This window comes from Nocardioides sp. YJ-D4 (genome assembly GCF_054031495.1).
Window position 1 is genome coordinate 3,314,293 of the sequence record NZ_CM132932.1, and the last position, 15,730, is coordinate 3,330,022.

General features: G+C 72.1%; 16 protein-coding genes. 3 read left to right on the top strand and 13 right to left on the bottom strand.

Annotation, left to right across the window (positions count from 1 at the left end):
- Nucleotides 1-46: 46 nt before the first annotated feature.
- The 5 genes from ACW14X_RS15825 to ACW14X_RS15845 all read right to left on the bottom strand — a co-directional run bounded on the left by ACW14X_RS15825 (nucleotide 47) and on the right by ACW14X_RS15845 (nucleotide 5,429).
- Nucleotides 47-736, bottom strand: a complete 690-nt coding sequence (locus tag ACW14X_RS15825) for a hypothetical protein (RefSeq protein WP_457162610.1) — start codon at nucleotides 734-736, stop codon at nucleotides 47-49.
- Nucleotides 737-864: 128 nt separating this feature from the next.
- Nucleotides 865-1,830: an IS481 family transposase gene (locus ACW14X_RS15830; RefSeq protein WP_457162611.1), complete on the bottom strand. Its 966-nt coding sequence runs from the start codon at nucleotides 1,828-1,830 to the stop codon at nucleotides 865-867.
- A 108-nt stretch (nucleotides 1,831-1,938) separates the two neighbouring features.
- Nucleotides 1,939-3,276 carry an MFS transporter gene (locus ACW14X_RS15835; RefSeq protein ID WP_457162612.1) on the bottom strand — a complete coding sequence of 446 codons (1,338 nt, stop codon included), beginning with the start codon at nucleotides 3,274-3,276 and terminating at the stop codon, nucleotides 1,939-1,941.
- A gap of 25 nt (nucleotides 3,277-3,301) precedes the next feature.
- Entirely contained in the window at nucleotides 3,302-4,315 is a 1,014-nt protein-coding gene (locus tag ACW14X_RS15840; protein WP_457162613.1) for a PDR/VanB family oxidoreductase, read from the bottom strand.
- A 10-nt stretch (nucleotides 4,316-4,325) separates the two neighbouring features.
- The gene (locus tag ACW14X_RS15845; RefSeq protein WP_400467777.1) at nucleotides 4,326-5,429 is read right to left on the bottom strand and encodes an aromatic ring-hydroxylating dioxygenase subunit alpha; all 1,104 of its coding nucleotides are present in this window, start codon (nucleotides 5,427-5,429) and stop codon (nucleotides 4,326-4,328) included.
- Nucleotides 5,430-5,544: 115 nt separating this feature from the next.
- Between ACW14X_RS15845 and ACW14X_RS15850 the strand changes: the two genes are divergently transcribed.
- The gene (locus tag ACW14X_RS15850; RefSeq protein WP_457162614.1) at nucleotides 5,545-6,138 is read left to right on the top strand and encodes a PadR family transcriptional regulator; all 594 of its coding nucleotides are present in this window, start codon (nucleotides 5,545-5,547) and stop codon (nucleotides 6,136-6,138) included.
- Nucleotides 6,139-6,148: 10 nt separating this feature from the next.
- On the opposite strand, the gene ACW14X_RS15855 is transcribed toward ACW14X_RS15850, so the two are convergent.
- Genes ACW14X_RS15855 through ACW14X_RS15880 form a run of 6 tightly spaced genes read right to left on the bottom strand, consistent with a single transcriptional unit; the run spans nucleotide 6,149 to nucleotide 11,578 of the window.
- Nucleotides 6,149-7,984 (bottom strand): hybrid sensor histidine kinase/response regulator, encoded by a 1,836-nt coding sequence (locus ACW14X_RS15855; RefSeq protein ID WP_457162615.1) that lies wholly within the window; start codon nucleotides 7,982-7,984, stop codon nucleotides 6,149-6,151.
- Nucleotides 7,985-7,988: 4 nt separating this feature from the next.
- The gene (locus ACW14X_RS15860; RefSeq protein WP_457162616.1) at nucleotides 7,989-8,426 is read right to left on the bottom strand and encodes a hypothetical protein; all 438 of its coding nucleotides are present in this window, start codon (nucleotides 8,424-8,426) and stop codon (nucleotides 7,989-7,991) included.
- Nucleotides 8,426-9,568, bottom strand: a complete 1,143-nt coding sequence (locus ACW14X_RS15865; protein WP_457162617.1) for a molybdopterin-dependent oxidoreductase — start codon at nucleotides 9,566-9,568, stop codon at nucleotides 8,426-8,428. Before ACW14X_RS15865 ends, ACW14X_RS15860 begins: the two co-directional genes overlap by 1 nt.
- A complete protein-coding gene (locus tag ACW14X_RS15870; protein ID WP_457162618.1) occupies nucleotides 9,565-10,257 on the bottom strand; it encodes a methyltransferase domain-containing protein in 693 nt (230 codons plus the stop codon). The genes ACW14X_RS15865 and ACW14X_RS15870 overlap by 4 nt, the downstream gene beginning before the upstream one ends.
- Entirely contained in the window at nucleotides 10,254-10,913 is a 660-nt protein-coding gene (locus ACW14X_RS15875; protein ID WP_457162619.1) for a TIGR04282 family arsenosugar biosynthesis glycosyltransferase, read from the bottom strand. Before ACW14X_RS15875 ends, ACW14X_RS15870 begins: the two co-directional genes overlap by 4 nt.
- Nucleotides 10,910-11,578 (bottom strand): glycosyltransferase family 2 protein, encoded by a 669-nt coding sequence (locus ACW14X_RS15880; protein WP_160026348.1) that lies wholly within the window; start codon nucleotides 11,576-11,578, stop codon nucleotides 10,910-10,912. The genes ACW14X_RS15875 and ACW14X_RS15880 overlap by 4 nt, the downstream gene beginning before the upstream one ends.
- Before the next feature lie 112 nt (nucleotides 11,579-11,690).
- Here ACW14X_RS15880 and ACW14X_RS15885 point away from each other — a divergent pair, with 112 nt between their 5' ends.
- Nucleotides 11,691-13,022, top strand: coding sequence for a hypothetical protein (locus tag ACW14X_RS15885; RefSeq protein ID WP_457162620.1), 1,332 nt, complete (start codon nucleotides 11,691-11,693; stop codon nucleotides 13,020-13,022).
- A gap of 10 nt (nucleotides 13,023-13,032) precedes the next feature.
- On the opposite strand, the gene ACW14X_RS15890 is transcribed toward ACW14X_RS15885, so the two are convergent.
- Nucleotides 13,033-14,079, bottom strand: a complete 1,047-nt coding sequence (locus ACW14X_RS15890; protein ID WP_457162621.1) for an NAD-dependent epimerase/dehydratase family protein — start codon at nucleotides 14,077-14,079, stop codon at nucleotides 13,033-13,035.
- The gene (locus ACW14X_RS15895; RefSeq protein WP_457162622.1) at nucleotides 14,076-14,891 is read right to left on the bottom strand and encodes an S-methyl-5'-thioadenosine phosphorylase; all 816 of its coding nucleotides are present in this window, start codon (nucleotides 14,889-14,891) and stop codon (nucleotides 14,076-14,078) included. The genes ACW14X_RS15890 and ACW14X_RS15895 overlap by 4 nt, the downstream gene beginning before the upstream one ends.
- A gap of 117 nt (nucleotides 14,892-15,008) precedes the next feature.
- Between ACW14X_RS15895 and ACW14X_RS15900 the strand changes: the two genes are divergently transcribed.
- On the top strand, nucleotides 15,009-15,722 hold the full coding sequence (locus ACW14X_RS15900) for an HNH endonuclease family protein (RefSeq protein WP_457162623.1): 714 nt from the start codon (nucleotides 15,009-15,011) through the stop codon (nucleotides 15,720-15,722).
- The last annotated feature ends 8 nt before the right edge of the window (nucleotides 15,723-15,730 follow it).

Below are 15,730 nucleotides of genomic sequence, written 5' to 3' on the forward strand. Positions count from 1 at the left end.
GGTCTCCTCCACCGTACGCCGCGGTGGAGGCGACCGGCGCGAGGGATCAGCAGCCGTCGCGGAGCAGTCCGGGCTGACGTCCGACGGAGACCTCGATGAACTCGATCTTCGCGTCGCGGGTGTTGCCGGAGAGCAGGAAGCCGATCCAGCGGTCGCCTTCCTGGACGAGCCAGGTCGTCTGGCCGTAGTCGTTGTTCCCCTGGGAGCCGGTCCCGTAGATGTCCTTGAGGACCATCAGGGAGTCGCCGATCGTGACGCCGCGAGCGGTCTCCAGGACGGGCTTGCTCATCCCGAAGGAGGCGATCTCGCCCTGCTGGTCGTAGATGACGTCGACGCCGTCGCCGACCTGGTCGGCCCACTTCCAGTGCCTGCCCTCGCAGATCTCCTCGCGCGCGGTGTCGCGGGTCATCCAGCCCTGCTGCACGAGAGAACGTACGTTGCCCTCGGCCTTGATCCTCCCGAAGGCTCCGGGCGCCAGCGGGCCGCCCCAGTCGAGGTTCGGCGTCGGAGTGGCCGTGATCGGGACCTCGGACGGGGCCGGCGTCGGTGTCGGAGTCGCGGACGGATCCGAGGACGGGGCTGAGGACGGAGCTGAGGACGGGGCCGAGGAGGACGGGGCGGCGGAGGGTGACCCGGCCGACGGGGCGGGTTCGCTCCCGCACCCGGCGAGGCCGAGCAGGCCGACCACGGCGGTCGCCGCGAGTGCGGCACGGAGCTGGATGCGGGATGTGGACATGGTGGACTCCTCGTCGGTCGTACGCCCCGAGCGGGCGTCCTGCCGATCTAGACGGTCCACGGCCCGTCCCGGTTGCAGCCGGGACGGGCCGAATCCCCGCGCCTAGGTGTACCCGGCCACCACGTTGGTCACAGGCGGCTGATCGGTGGCAGGCGTCCGAGTGAGCTGTGGTGGCGCACAGTGTTGTAGTGCTCGAGCCAGGGTGCAAGGGCGGCTGCTCGGGCGGCGTTGCTGGTGTAGGTCTGGCGGTAGGCCCACTCGGTGGCCAGCGTGCGGTTGAGGCGCTCCACCTTCCCGTTCTGCCATGGGCAGTGGGGCTTAATGAACTTCTGCTTCGCGCCCAGCGCAGCGCACACGCGCTTGACGTCGTTGGAGTACCGGTAGGCGAAGGCGTTGTCGGTCATCACCCGCTCGAGCCGGGTGATGCCCTTGGCGGCGAAGTAGGCCGCGGCCCGCTCCAGGAACGCCGCGCAGGTCTCGCCCTTCTCGTCGGGAAGGATCTCTGAATAGGCCAGCCGCGAGTGGTCGTCGACGAGTGAGTGCACGTAGTCGTAGCCGATGGGCTTCTTGTCGACGCGGGACTGGTGGTTCTCGCGTGTCTGTCCTTGGGCCCGCCAGCCCCCGCCGTCGGGGATCTTGCCGAGCTTCTTGACGTCCATGTGGACCAGCTCGCCGGGCCGTTCGCGCTCGTAGCGTTGTGCGGTCTGCTTCGAGGACCGGATCACTTCACCGGTCATCGGGTCGCACTCGCGCAGGTAGGGCACGCCGTGGCGCCGCAGGATCCGTGCCACGGTCCGGGGCGGAACCCCGACCCTGGGACCGAGCACGTCCTGGCCCTCGCGGTGCTCAGCTCGTGCTGCGAGGACCTTCTGCTCGACCTCGGGGCTGGTGCGCGTAGGCATACGGTGCGGCCGCGACGAACGTGTCTCCAGACCGGCCTCGCCTTCGGCGGCATAGCGCTCGATCCAGGTCCGCACACACTTGCGGGAGACCCCCATCGCGGCAGCGATGTGGGCCTGCTTCCAGCCGGCCTGATCGCGTTGAACGATCAGCATGCGGCCGTGGACGGTCAGACGGGCGTTACGGTGGGACACAGAGCCTCCCGGGTGGATGTGGGCCTTCGACAAGCCACACCCCACTCGGGGGCTCTACCTACGTCAACGACAACGCGCCTCTGCTACCAACCTCATGGCCGGGTACACCTAGGCCGAGGCCATGTCGGGAACGGTACGAGCGGCCCGCCCGGTCCGCAGGAAGAGCAGCGCGACGGCGGAGATCGCGACCACGACGGCAGCGCCGACGTACAGGTTGACCGGGGTCCACGAGGCGTCGAGCAGGCGCCCGGCGAGCATCGGCGACAGGATCGCCCCGATGCGGCCGATGCCGATCGCCCAGCCCATGCCGGTGCTGCGGATCTCGGTGCCGTAGACGGCCGGGGTGATCGTGTAGAGGCCGGCGATGCAGCCGTTGATGAGCGCCCCGACGAGCACGCCGATGACGAGCGCGACGGTGAGCAGGGCCGTGCTGGTGATGAAGACGACCATCGTCAGCGCCGACAGCACGGTGAAGCCGATCAGCACCAGGCGGCTGTCCAGCCGGGAGGCGACGAGGCCGTAGAGGACCGAGCCGGCGGTGCCGCCCAGGGCCAGCATCATGCCGGCGGTGACCGCGTCCGCCTCGGACATGCCCGAGGTCACCAGCAGCTGAGGGGTCCAGCTGTTGACGAAGTAGAAGCCGAACATCGTGGCCAGGAACGCCACCCAGATGAGCAGGGTCGAGCGGCGCAGGTCAGCACCCAGCAGGACGCCGGGGTTGCCGCTGCGGTGCCGGGTCGTCGGTCGCGGCGCGGCCTCGAGCGCGTCCGAGGTGATCGCGGGCTGACCGAGCCGTCCGAGGATCCGGTTGATCCGCTCGACGGCCTGGCGCGGCCGGCGCTGGACCAGGAAGTCGACGGACTCGGGCAGCAGCACCACGAGGAGAATCAGCGCGATCCCGGTCGCGACGCCGCCGGCGACGAAGACGCTGCGCCAGCCGAGGTCGGCCAGCATGCCGCGCGCGGCCACGCCGCCCAGGGTGGCGCCGATGCCGTATCCCGCCGTGTAGAGGCCGATCGCCAGACCGCGCCAGCGGGCCGAGGCGTACTCGCTCGCGATCACGTTGGTGCTGGCCAGGATGCCGCCGACGCCGAGACCGGTGACGACGCGGGCGAGGCCGAGCAGGACAGCGGACGGGGCGACCGCGGAGAGCAGCATGCCGAGGGTCGCCAGACCGACGCTGATCAGGATCAGCGGACGACGGCCGATGACGTCGGCGACGGGAGCCAGCGCCAGCGAGCCGACCGCCATGCCGACGAGCCCGGCGCTCAGCAGCACGCCGAGCTCCGAGCCGCTCAGCGCGAACTCCTCGGTCAGCGAGGAGGCGGTGAAGGCCATCGCCATCACGTCGAATCCGTCCAGACAGTTCAGCAGGACGCAGAGGGCGACGACCATCCACTGGTAGGGAGTCATCGCGGCGGCGTCGATGCGCGCACGAAGGTTCATCTCGGGTCTCTTTCGGGGTGGGGTTTCACGGAAGGTGGAGGGTCACGGCAGCGGGGTCGGCCGAGCCCGACCCCGAATCGCCGCGGGCGGCGCGAGCGACGCAGAGGCACAAGGACGCGTACGTCTCCTTCTGCTGCTGGCTCAGGAACACGTCTCGGTGGTCGATCCGGCCGCTGACGTCGAGGACCTTGACCTGGCAGATCCCGCACTCGCCCTTGCGGCAGTCCCACATCACGTCGACGCCGGCGTCCTCGAGCGCGTCGAGCATCGAGCTGTCCTTGCCGACGCGGACCGAGCGGTCGAGCTGGGGGAGGTGCACGACGAAGTCCTCCGCCGCCCAGGCGCCGCTGCTGCCGAAGGTCTCGAACCGCAGGTTGGGCTCGGGCAGCTCATGGGCCACCCAGGCGCGGCGGATCGCGTCCATCAGCCGGATCGGCCCGCACATGTACATCTCGGTCCGCGTCGGAGCGGCCGAGCCGGCGATCTCGCCGACCAGCGCCTCCACGTCGAGGCGTACGTCCTCGTCGTCGACGAACACCCGCACGCGATCGCCGTGCACCTCGACGAGCTCGTCGAGGTGGGCCATGACAGCGCGCCGCCGGCCGGCGAGAACGAGCGTGTAGTCGGCGCCGCGACGGCGCAGGGTGTCGGCCATCGCCACCAGCGCGGTGATGCCGATGCCACCGGCGACCAGGACGTAGCGGTCGGCGCCGACCCCGAGCGGAAAGCTCTGGACGGGGCCGGTCATCTCGACGACGTCCCCGACGCGGAGGCCGTGCATGTGGCGCGATCCGCCGCGGGACGCCGGCGCCAGCTGGACTCCGAGGGTGAGCCGGCGGCCACCGTCCTCGGAGCCTACGACCGAGTAGGACCGCGTGCGGACATGCCCGTCGAGGTCGAGCCGGAGGTCGACATGGGTGCCCGGCGCGGCGTGGACGGGGCGGTCGGGGCAGAGCACGATGCGGCGTACGCCCTCGGCGAGGTCATCGGTCTCGACGACACGGCCTTGCTGCCACCAGGTCTGGGTGTTCACTGCCATGGCGGCCGCCTCACTTCGCGGCCGCGGCGGCGGGGAGACCCTCCGCCTGCAGCATGCGGTCCAGGATCCGGCGTACCCACATCCCGCCGGCGTCGATGTTGAGGCTGTAGAACTCGTGCTCCGGGTTGGCGTCGATCGCGCGCTGCTGGGCGGCGAGCATCTCCTCGTCCTCGCCGAAGACGCCGTGGACGCCCTGGCGCAGCTGGGTCGTGATCGTCTGGCTCTCCAGGCGGTAGTTGCGCATGAAGGCCCAGAAGTAGTGCGACGTGCGCGCGGTCTCGGGGGTGATCGTGTTCATCACGAAGCCGTTGACGCCCTGGCTGCGGTCGCCCTCGGGGGCGCCGGTGCCGGCCTTGGCGACGCCGACGTCGATGCGGATCGTCGAGGGGGCCTCGAAGTGGATGATCTGCCAGCGGTCGACCTTCCCGCTGAAGCCGGGGAACCGGTCGCGCATGTTCTTGAGCCAGAACGGCGGCGCGTCGATGTCGCGCATCCAGCGGGTCACGGTCACGCCGCGATCGGTGTGGCTCACCTCGAACTCGGCCTCGGAGAGCTCGTCCTGACCGATGCTCGAGCTGTGCACGAACTCCTCGTGGGTGAGGTCCATCAGGTTGTCGAGCACCAGCTGGTAGTTGCAGGGCGCGTAGATCGTCTCGCCGTCGCCGGCCCACTCCGGAGAGTCCATCTGCTCCATGTCGGGAACGGTGCTTGGATCGGCGAGGTCGGGGTCGCCCACCCAGACCCACACGTAGCGATGGCGCTCCACGACCGGGTAGGACGGGACGATCGCGCTCGGGTTGATCGTCTCCTGCGCGGGCATGCTCGTGCAGCGGCCGGCCGAGTTGTAGCGCAGCCCGTGGTAGGGGCACTGGATCTCGTCGCCGAGCACCTTGCCCTTCGACAGCGGTGCCAGCCGGTGCCAGCAGGCGTCGGCCAGGGCGACGGCGCGGCCGTCGCTGTTGCGCCACAGCGCCAGCGGACGGTCGGCGATGGTGCGGGCGAGCGGCTGCTTCGCGGTCACCTCGTGGTCCCAGGCCGCGACGTACCAGGCGTTGCGGGGGAAGTTGAAGATCTTGCTGGCGGCGGTGACCGGCGGCGAATCCAGGATGGTCATGGGAAACTCCCTATGGAGATAGGTGTTGTGCTCGTCACAAACTACCTATCTCTATAGTGAGTGGCAAGAGGCGGGTACGCTCGCGCCACGATCACTGCGTGAAGAGGGGGTCACGATGTCGCTGAGGTTCGCGCTGCTCGCGCTGCTCACCTCACGCCCGATGACCGGCTACGACGTCTCCAAGCAGTTCAGCCAGTCGGTGGCCCACGTCTGGCACGCCCCCGACTCGCAGATCTACCCGGAGCTGAACCGGATGGAGCGCGACGGCCTGCTCGAGTCGGCGGTCGTGCCGTGGGGCAAGAAGGGCACCAAGAAGGAGTACGCCGTCACCGAGGCCGGGATCGCGGCCTTCCGGGAGTGGATGGACTCGCCCATCGAGATCCGCCGGCAGCGGGAGCCCGCCTACCTCAAGGCGGCCTACCTGGAGTGGGCCGAACCCGGCGCCGCGCGCGCGGAGCTGGAGCAGTTCCGCGACCACTGGACCGAGCACCTGGCGATGCTCGAGGCCACCCGGGCCACACTCGTCGACCGCAGTCACCCCACGCTCGCCAGTCGGCTCGAGCACTACGACGCGAGCCAATGGGACCGGATCGTGCGCTACAAGATCTTCGCCTACGACGGCCTGATCGACCAGGCGCGTGCCGCGGTCGCCTGGGCCGAGCGCGGCCTCGTGCTCGTCGACGAGCTGGAGGGCTCGACCGTCGACTGAGCCGTCGTGGTCATGCCGGCAGGCGTACGTGGAACCGGCAGCCGGTCGCGGCCGGAAGGTTCTCCACCCAGACCCGGCCGCGGTGCGCGTCGACGAGGCCCTTGACGATGGCGAGGCCGAACCCTGCGCCCTGAGCGCTGGTGCCGTCGGCGCCCTCCGGCACGGCCGGGGTGCGGGCGGAGCTGCCCTGCCAGCCGAGATCGAAGACCCGCTCCATGTCGCCCGGATCCAGGCCGCCACAGCCGTCGCTGACGCTGAGGTCGACGCTGCGTACGTCTCCGGGGGCCATCTGGCAGCGCACCTCCACGGTGCCGTCGGCGGGGGTGTGGCGGATGGCGTTCATCAGCAGGTTGGAGACGACGCGGGACAGGCTGGCCGGGTCAGCGGTGATCTCGAGACCGTCCTCGACCTGGCCGCCGAGCCGGACCCGCCGCTCGCGGGCGACCGGATCGGCCCCGGCCAGCGCCTCGCTGACCAGGTCGCCGAGCAGGACCGGCTCCGGTGTCAGCGTGAGGGCGCCGGCCTGGATCCGGGAGAGCTCGAAGAGGTCGTCGACGAGCCGGGCCAGACGCTCGACCTCGACGCGGATGCGCTGGTGGTAGCGGTGCGGGTCGGCGGCGATCCCGTCCTCGAGGGCCTCGGCCATCGCCCGGAGACCCGAGAGCGGCGTACGCAGGTCGTGGGCCACCCAGGAGACCAGCTCGCGCCGGGAGTCCTCGAGCCGGGCCTCCCGTGCGCTCGCCTCCTCGAGCCGACGCTGGGTCTCGGCGAGCTCGGCCGACAGCGAGCGGAGCTCGCGCGGTCCGCTCTCCGCGGGCTGCTGATGACCGCCGAGCGCCATCTCCCGGGCCTGCTGCTGGACCGCGCCCGACCAGCGCACCATCGCGGAGCCGATGACGAACGCCACCAGGATCGCCACCACCACGGCGATCGAGGTGACCACGGTGATGACCTGTAGGTCGTGGCCGGAGAGGAACATGAGCCAGGCGACGCCGAGTACGCCGCCGAAGACCGTCAGCACCGCGACGGCGGCGGCCAGGGTGAGCTGCCAGCGGATCGACCAGCGCCGCGTCAGCCAGGCGACCAGGAGTCCGACCAGGCCGACGGCGAGTCCGGCGCCCGCGGCGACGAGGGCGATCTGGACGGCGTCGGCGGTCTTCACGCCGTCACCTCCGCGGTCTCCCAGCGGTAGCCGACGCCCCAGACCGTCACCAGCCGCTCCGGCCGGGTCGGGGTCGGACTCGATCTTCTCCCGCAGCCGGCGTACGTGGACCGTCACCGTCGAGCGGTCGCCGATCGTCCATCCCCAGACGTGCTCGAGCAGGTCCTCCCGGGTGAAGGCCTTGCCCGGATGGGCGATCAGGTAGCGGAGCAGGTCGAACTCCCGGGTGGTCAAGGACAGCTCCGTCCCGGCGTTGGTCGCCACTCGCCGGTCGGCGTCGACCACCAGGGAGCCGTCGGAGACGACGCCGCCCTCGCCGGAGTGGCCGGTGCGCTTGAGCACCGAGTCGACGCGCAGCACCAGCTCCCGCGGGCTGAACGGCTTGCCGACGTAGTCGTCGGCGCCCAGCTCGAGCCCCATGATCCGGTCGGCCTCGCTGCCGAGCGCGGTGAGCATGATGATCGGCACCTCGCTCGCCTGCCGCAGCCGCCGGCACACCTCCAGGCCGTCGATACCGGGCAGCATCAGGTCGAGGATGACGATGTCCGCGGGCCGCTCGCTCATCGCGCGCAGCGCCTGCTCGCCGTCCCCGGCCTCGACGACGTCGTGCGAGCCCGCGCGCAGGTAGGAGGCCAGCACCTCGCGAACGGTGAGGTCGTCGTCGACCACGAGCACACGTGCCATGGGCCTACTCCTCCTCCTCGGTGTTCGCTCGAACGGGCTGTCGTGAGCGTAGTTCGCCGAGCGCGACGGCGGCACCGGCGCACACGCACAGCGCCGCAAAGACCAGCAGTCCCTGGGTGTAGTCGCGGTCCAGCAGCGTCGGGTTGTCCCGCTTCGCGCCGAACCGGCCGAGGACCGGGATCGCGATCAGGGTCGCGGGACCGAGCAGCACCAGAACCGTGACCGCGCCCCGGGCGACCGCCCTTGGCAGCAGCCGGCCGCCGAGCCAGCCGAGCCCGAGCACCACCGGCGCCAGGATCCCGTCGTGGATCACGACCGCCGCCGCCAGCCAGAGGACGACCTCGACGATCTGGCCGAGGTCCTGCCGGCTCACCAGCAGCCAGGCGCCGTACGCCATCCCGACCGCTCCGAGCAGGATCAGCGCACCGCGCATGCCTCTCATCAGAGCACCTCGATCCGGGAGACCCATTTGGTCTGCATGACCCCGGGACGGTCGGGCGCGATCAGCCGGACCGGGTATCCGTGGTCCATCGAGAGCGTCTCTCCGTCGAGCATGAGGGCCATCAGGGTCCGGTCGTCATCGGCGAAGTTCGGCGGAAGCACCGTGTCGGCAGAGGCGCTGAACGTCTGGATGGACCGGACCCGCACCTCGCGCCCCGGCGGGGCACCGACCAGGTCGAGCAGGTCGCGGAGACGTACGCCGCCCCACTCGCCCGAGGCGCTCCAGCCCTCGACGCAGGCGATCGGGAGGGTGTGGATGCGCTGCTTCATCGCGACCAGGTCGTCGCGGGTCAGCGACCGGGTCGTGGTGCCGTGGACGAGCTCGAGCCGGTAGGCGGAGCTGCTCGCCTCGGCCACCACCCCGGCCGAGTGCGCGGTGCGGTTGATCGGGATGCCGTGCTCACGGGAACGTGGCGAGAGGGCGGCGATCCGGCTGAGCCCCGGGACGGTGCCCGCCGCGTAGAGCACGGCGGCAGCGACCGCGGACGTGCCGGCCAGGGCGAGCACGCCGCGCCGGCTGACCGGCCCGGGCCGGACCGCGTTCGGCCGGTCGTGGGAGGGGTCGTCGACGTCGCCCGTCAAGGCGTCGCGCACGACCGGCAGCTTCACCGCGATGTGGACCAGCAGCGCTCCGACGGCGACGAAGGCGAGCGCGTAGTGGGTGCTGCGGAAGCTGAAGCCCCACGGATACCACTGCGCGACGTTGAGCAGGCCGGTGGTGAGCTGGACCAGCGAGGTGCTGACCAGGACCGCGATGGAGCCACGCTCCAGCGCCGTCGGCAGTGCCTCACGGACCTGCCGCGGCACCGGCTGGAAGAGCTTGGGGAAGACGACCCACAGCTTGACCAGCAGCAGCGGGATCGCCGCGGTGCCGGCGACGACGTGCAGGCCCTGGGTCAGCTGGTAGAGCCGCGATGGGGCGGCCGGGAGCGGCACCGGTTGATGATCGAGCTGGGCGTAGTGGCTGATCAGGCCGGTCACGAGCGCGACCAGGAAGCAGACGCCGAGCCAGAGCCCGACCCGCGCGGCGACCGCCGCGCTGCGCAGGCGCGAGGTGAAGGAGTCCTCGGAGGGGATCCTCATGCGGCCTCCTCCACCAGTACGGCGACCCAGCGGTCGCCGGCGGGGGTGAACGGGGCCGGGACCGACCGGCGGGGCTGTGTTCGGCGGTGCGGCAGCGGCTCGAGCCGCCTCACCGCGAGCCCGACCTCGGCCGCGATCGATCCGATCGCATCGGCGCCGATGACCGCCCACGGGAACGTCGAGGAGCCTCCGCACCGGCAGACCAGCTCAGCGAGCAGCGGGCCGCTCGGCGTCCCGGGCGGGTGGACCTCGGCGACCACCCGCCCGCCCGGCACCAGCAGCCGGCGTACGCGGGCGAGGAGGGCGAGCGGGTCGCCGCCGATGCCGAGGTTGCCGTCGGCGAGGAGAGCGGTCGTCCACCAGCCCTCGCCGGGCAACGGCTCGAAGAGGTCGCGACAGACCGCGCGCCCACCGCGAGCCTCGGTCTGGGCGACCGCCTCCGGGACGACGTCGACGCCGAGCGACGGCAGCCCGCGGGCGGCCAGAGCGGCGGTCATCCTGCCGGGGCCGCAGCCGAGATCGACCGTCGGCCCGGCGCAGTAGGAGAGCAGGGCGAGGTCCGCCGCGTCGGCGGTGCGGGTCCAGTCCTCGACCGGAAGTCGCGAGGACCTGCCGTCGACGCTCACCACCCGGCACTCCTCGCTGGCGAAGGCATGCGCGAACGCCGACTCGGCCGTCGCCGCGGTCATCGAGCGACCCGGGCGATCTCGGCCGCGACACGCGCGAAACGGGTGTGCGGGGCGGCCGCTGCGACCGGAGCGACGTCGGCCAGATGGTCGACGTCGCGCAGCCGCTCGCTGGCGGCGACCCGGAGGCCGACTGCTTCGAGGGCGGAGCGGGTGGCTGCGCACGTCTGGGGGGTGGACATGGGGACGTCGCGCAGCGCGGTGGCAGCCGACGGGTCGCGGAGCGCCAGGGCCCACCAGCCGCCGTCCTCGGCCGGAGCGAGCACGGCATCGGCCGCCTCCAGGCCGTCGGCCACGGCCAGCAGTCCGGCCGGGCTCACCTGCGGGGTGTCCATGCCGATCTGCACCACCGGCCCGGAGACCTCGGCGTGGGCGTTCGCGAGTCGCTCGCCGAGTCCGTCTCCGTGTTGCGGGGCGAGAGTCCACCCCGCGAGAGCGGCCCGGATCTCGTCCGCCCGGACCGCTTCGGCGAGATCGCCGGAGAGGGCCAGCCGGCATCGGTCCGTTCCCACGGCCAGCGTGCAGGCCTCGATCGTGTCCAGCAGCGCGGCCGCCGCGACGGCGGTGGCGGCCGCGTCCCCGATGTCGGCCGCGAGCCGGGTCTTCACCAGCCCGGGCACCGGTGCCTTGGCAACGAGGAGGAGCGTCGGCTCGATCACGAGAGCACCCGCCAGAAGTCGTACGCCGCCCGCAGGCTGCCCCGCACGGAGCCGGAGACCTTCGAGCGGGTCCCTGCGGTCCGAGGGTGGTAGTCGACGTCGATCTCGTGGACCCGCCAGCCGGCACGGGCGGCACGATCGAGGAGCTCGACCGGATAGCCCGAGCGCCGGTCCTCCACGCCGAGGCCGAGCAGCGCCTCCCGGCGAGCCGCGCGCAGCGGCGCGATGTCACGTACCCGCAGACCGGTGCGACGCCGCAGCGCGGCCAGGACCAGCCGGTTGCCGACCCTGGCGTGCCACGGCTGGGCGCCGGGCGTCACCGGCCTGCGGCAGCCCAGCGCGAGGTCGGCCTCGTCACGCCTGATCGTCTCGACCAGCGGCAGCGCGGCCGCGGGATCGAACGAGCCGTCGCCGTCCATCACCACGACATAGGGAGCGGTCGCGGCCAGCAGCCCGGCGTGCACCGCCGCCCCGTACCCCGGCCGCGACTCCGACACCACCCGCGCCCCCTGCGCGCGGGCGACGTCGGCGGTGCCGTCCGTCGAACCGTTGTCGACGACGATCACGGAGAGCCCCGCCGGCACCCGTGGCAACAGCTCGCGCAGAGCTGCGGCCTCGTCGCGGCAGGGCAGCACAAGGTCTATGTCTGGGCTGGTCTCGGCCATGCGATCGACTCTAGGAACGCGCCGCCGCCGATGGGGCCCGCAGATCTTACGGTCCGGTGACGGGCCCGTGTGCCGACGGCCATCGGGCCGTCTCGGACCTACGCTCGCAGTCGTGAACTCCTCAGCTCACCGCGCCGCCCTGGTGGGGCTCGTCGTCACGCTCGTGGTCATCGTGGTGGCCGTTGTCGTGCCACCCCTGCTCGACTGGCAGGTGTGGCCGCGCGTGCACCTCGACGACGGCACGTTCCCTCCGCTCCACGGATATCCGCAGGTCAAGGTGGGTATCGGCACAGTCCCCGCGGTCCTGCTCGCACTCGCGTCGCTCCGGTGCGCCGATCCGATGGCGAGGCAGCTGCCGTGGCGGCGCCTGCTCCTGGTCGCGTACGCCGCGGGGCTGGTGTGGCTGCTGGCGCTGGCGCTGGTGGACGGCCCCGAGGGCATCTCGCGGGTGCTGGGGAACCCGACGGAGTACCTCGAGACGGCCAGGGCGGTCGACGACGTACCGGGGCTGCTGCGCGAGTACGTCTCCCGGATCCCCTACGACGCCCCGGAGGGGAACTGGCCGGTGCACATCGCCGGCCACCCGCCCGGGATGGTGCTCTTCTTCGTGCTCCTGGTGAAGGTCGGCCTCGGTGGTGACCTCGCCGCGGGCCTGGTCGTCGCCGCGCTCGCCGCGACCTTGCCGCCGGCGGTCATGACGACGGTCCGCGTCCTCGGGGCCGAGGAGGCGGCACGGGCGGCGGCGCCGTATCTGGTGCTGTCTCCGAGCGCGGTGTTCCTGGCGGTCTCGGCCGATGCGGTGATGGCGGTCGCGGTCGCCTGGGGGATGTGCTGCCTGGCACTCGCCTGCCGGGCCGGGGCCGGTCGGGGCTGGCCGTGGGCGGTCCTCGCCGGCCTGCTCCTCGGCTACGTCGTGATGATGTCGTACGGCCTCCCGCTCACCGGCGTGCTCGCGCTCGCCGTGCTCTGGCTCGGTCGGGGCTGGTGGGTGCTGCCGATCGCGGCGGCATCGGCGCTCGCCGTGGTCCTCACCTTCGCCGCCGGCGGTTTCGCCTGGTGGGAGGCGTATCCGGTGCTGGTCGACCGCTACTGGGACGGGCTGGCGCACCAGCGGCCGGGCGCCTACTGGACCTGGGGGAACCTGGCCGCGCTCGCGCTCAGCGCCGGGCCGCTCGTCGGCGCCGGGCTCGGCGCCACCTGGGCGGCCCGCCGCGACCGGGCCGACCGGGTGATCGTGGTCCTGGTCGCGGCCGCGGTGATCATGGTCGCTCTCGCCGACGCCTCCCAGATGAGCCGGGCGGAGGTGGAGCGGATCTGGCTGCCGTTCATGCCCTGGCTCACCCTCGGCTGCGCCCTCCTGCCCGAGCGCTGGCGCCGGCCCGGCCTGGCCCTGCAGCTCCTCGCCGCGCTGCTCGTCCAGCACCTGCTCTACACGAGCTGGTGATCCTGGGGGCCTAGGACCGCAGCGGCGCTGTGGCGAAGGCCGGCAGACCGACCTCCGGCAGCACCTCGGCGCGGAAGCCGAGCTCCTTCTCCGCCAGTTGCGGGGACGCGACGACATGGCGTACGTCGCCGATCCGGTAGCGCCCGGTGACCACCGGCTCCACCTGCGTCCGTGTTCCGCGGGCGACCAGCGCGGCCACCTCGCTGATCGTGACCGGGTGGCCGGAGGCGACGTTGTAGGCCGCCAGCTCCCCGCGTGGGCGCTCGGAGGTCGCCTCCAGCGCCGCCAGGTTGGCGCGGGCCACGTCGTCGACGTGGACGAAGTCGCGCTGCTGGCCGCCGTCCTCGAACACCTGCGGCGCCTCGCCCCGCTCCAGGGAGGACCGGAAGATGGCGGCGACCCCGGAGTAGGGCGTATCCGCGGGCATGTGCGGCCCGTAGACGTTGTGGTAGCGCAGCGCGATCGCGGTCGCGTCGGCCTGACGAGCCCACGCGGAGGCGTAGTGCTCCTGGGCGACCTTGCTGGCGGCGTACGAGCTGCGCGGGTCGAGCCGGGCGGACTCGGCGACCACCGCCCAGGTCAGTGCGCCGCCGCAGAGGTCGCAGTGGTTCTCGAAGTCGCCGGAGTCGAGCGCGGCCCGTGAGCGCGGCGGCGGGACCCGGTCGCCGTGGTTCTCGCAGACGTAGCGGCCCTCGCCGTAGACGACCATCGAGGAGGCGAGCACCAGCCGGGAGACGCCGTGCTCGCTCATCGCGGCCAGGAGCGCCGCGGTGCCGAGGTCGTTGTGCGCGGCGTACAGCGGGAGGTCGGCCACGGTCACCCCGGCACCGACGACCGCGGCCTGGTGGCACACCGCGTCGATGCCGTCCAGCAGGTCGCCCCAGCCGACGGCGTCGCGTACGTCGAGGAGGTTCGTCCCGGGCGGCACCTCGGCCGCCTCGCCGTGGGCCATCGGCAACAGCACGTCGACGCGTACGACCTCGTGGCCCGCATCCTCCAGCACCCGGCCGATCGCGGTGCCGATGAAGCCGGCGGACCCGGTGAGCAGGACCCTCATGGGATCTCATAGGCGAGGGTCTTGCCCTCGGCCCAGGTCGAGCACGAGCATCCGGCCGGGTCGGGCATGCCCTCGATCGTGTCGGCCAGGATCGTGCGCATCCGCTCCAGGTTGGCCGCGAAGAGCGCGTAGACGTCGTCCTCGTCGACGCCCTCGCCCTCGGCCGCACCCGCGTCCATGTCGGTGACCAGGCACAACGGCGCGTAACACATCCGCAGCTCGCGGGCGAGCGCCGCCTCCGGGGCGCCGGTCATCCCGACCAACGTCCAGCCCTGGGCGGCATGGTGGATCGACTCCGCCCGGGTCGAGAATCGCGGACCCTCGATCACGATGAGCGTGCCGCCGACCTTCACGGAGGGGTCGGCAGCGACGTACGCCTTGGCGATCCGCGCGCAGTAGGGGTCGGCCAGAGGTACGTGGGTGGCGCCGCTCTCCACGTAGCTCGGGATCCGGCGCCAGGTGCGGTCGACGAGCTGGTCGGGGGTGACCAGGTCGCCGGTGGCGACGGCATCCGGCCGGAGACCGCCGACAGCGCTGGGGGAGAGCACCTGGGTCACGCCCAGCGACCTCAGCGCCCAGAGGTTGGCGCGGTAGGGGATGGCGTGCGGCGGGTACTCGTGCGAGCGGCCGTGGCGCGGCACGAAGGCCACCGACCGCCCGGCGACCGTCCCCACCGTGACCGGCGCGGACGGATCACCGTAGGGAGTCTCGACCGCCACCTCCTCGGCATCGGTCAAGAACTCGTAGAGCCCGGTCCCGCCGATGACCCCGACCTCGGCGCGGGGTGCCTGTCCCATGTCCAGCCCAGTCATGGCTTCACTCTGCCAGCGCTGATCCGCGGGCGACAGGGATCAGCACATCCGTCATCGTTCGGTAATACCTGCGGTGCGGCGGATCGATGTCGGTGGTCGCGGGCACAATGCGGCGGCGTGGGGAGACGTACGTCGCTGGGAGCGCTGGTCGTCCTGCTGGCGATCGCCGGCTGGGCGGTCTCGTCGTGGCTGCCCGAGGACGCACCGGCGATACGACGTACGCCGCCGGTGGTGACCGCGGAGCCTTCAGCGGGGCCGGTCGACGTGCCCGCGGCTCGTGGTGATCTCGCGGATCTGGCGACGGTCGCGAGGCGACCCGACGGGCTGGTTGCCTACGCGCGAGCGTCGTTCGGCGGGAGCTGGGCGGACAGCGACGGCAACGGGTGCAACCAGCGCGACGACGTGCTCCTGCGCGACGCCGTCGAGGTGCGGACCCGGCCGCAGGGGCGCTGCGACCACGACGTGCTGGCCGGGACGTGGGTCGACCCCTACACCGGCAGACGCCTGGTCTTCACCGACCTGAAGGAGCCCCGGCAGGCCCAGGCGGTCCAGATCGACCACATCGTGCCGCTCTCGGAGGCTTGGCGCTCCGGCGCGAGCGGCTGGTCCCAGGACCGGCGCCGTGCCTTCGCCAACGACCTGGGCAACCTGCTCGCCGTCGACGGCCCGACCAACATGAGCAAGAGCGACGACGACCCGGCGGGCTGGCGTCCGCGGAAGGGGTTCCAGTGTGCGTACGCAGCCCGCTGGATCGAGACCAAGGCGCGCTGGTCGCTCGCCGCCGACGACAGCGAGCGACGGGCTCTCGAGGAGATGCTCGGCTACTGCTGAGCGGCCTG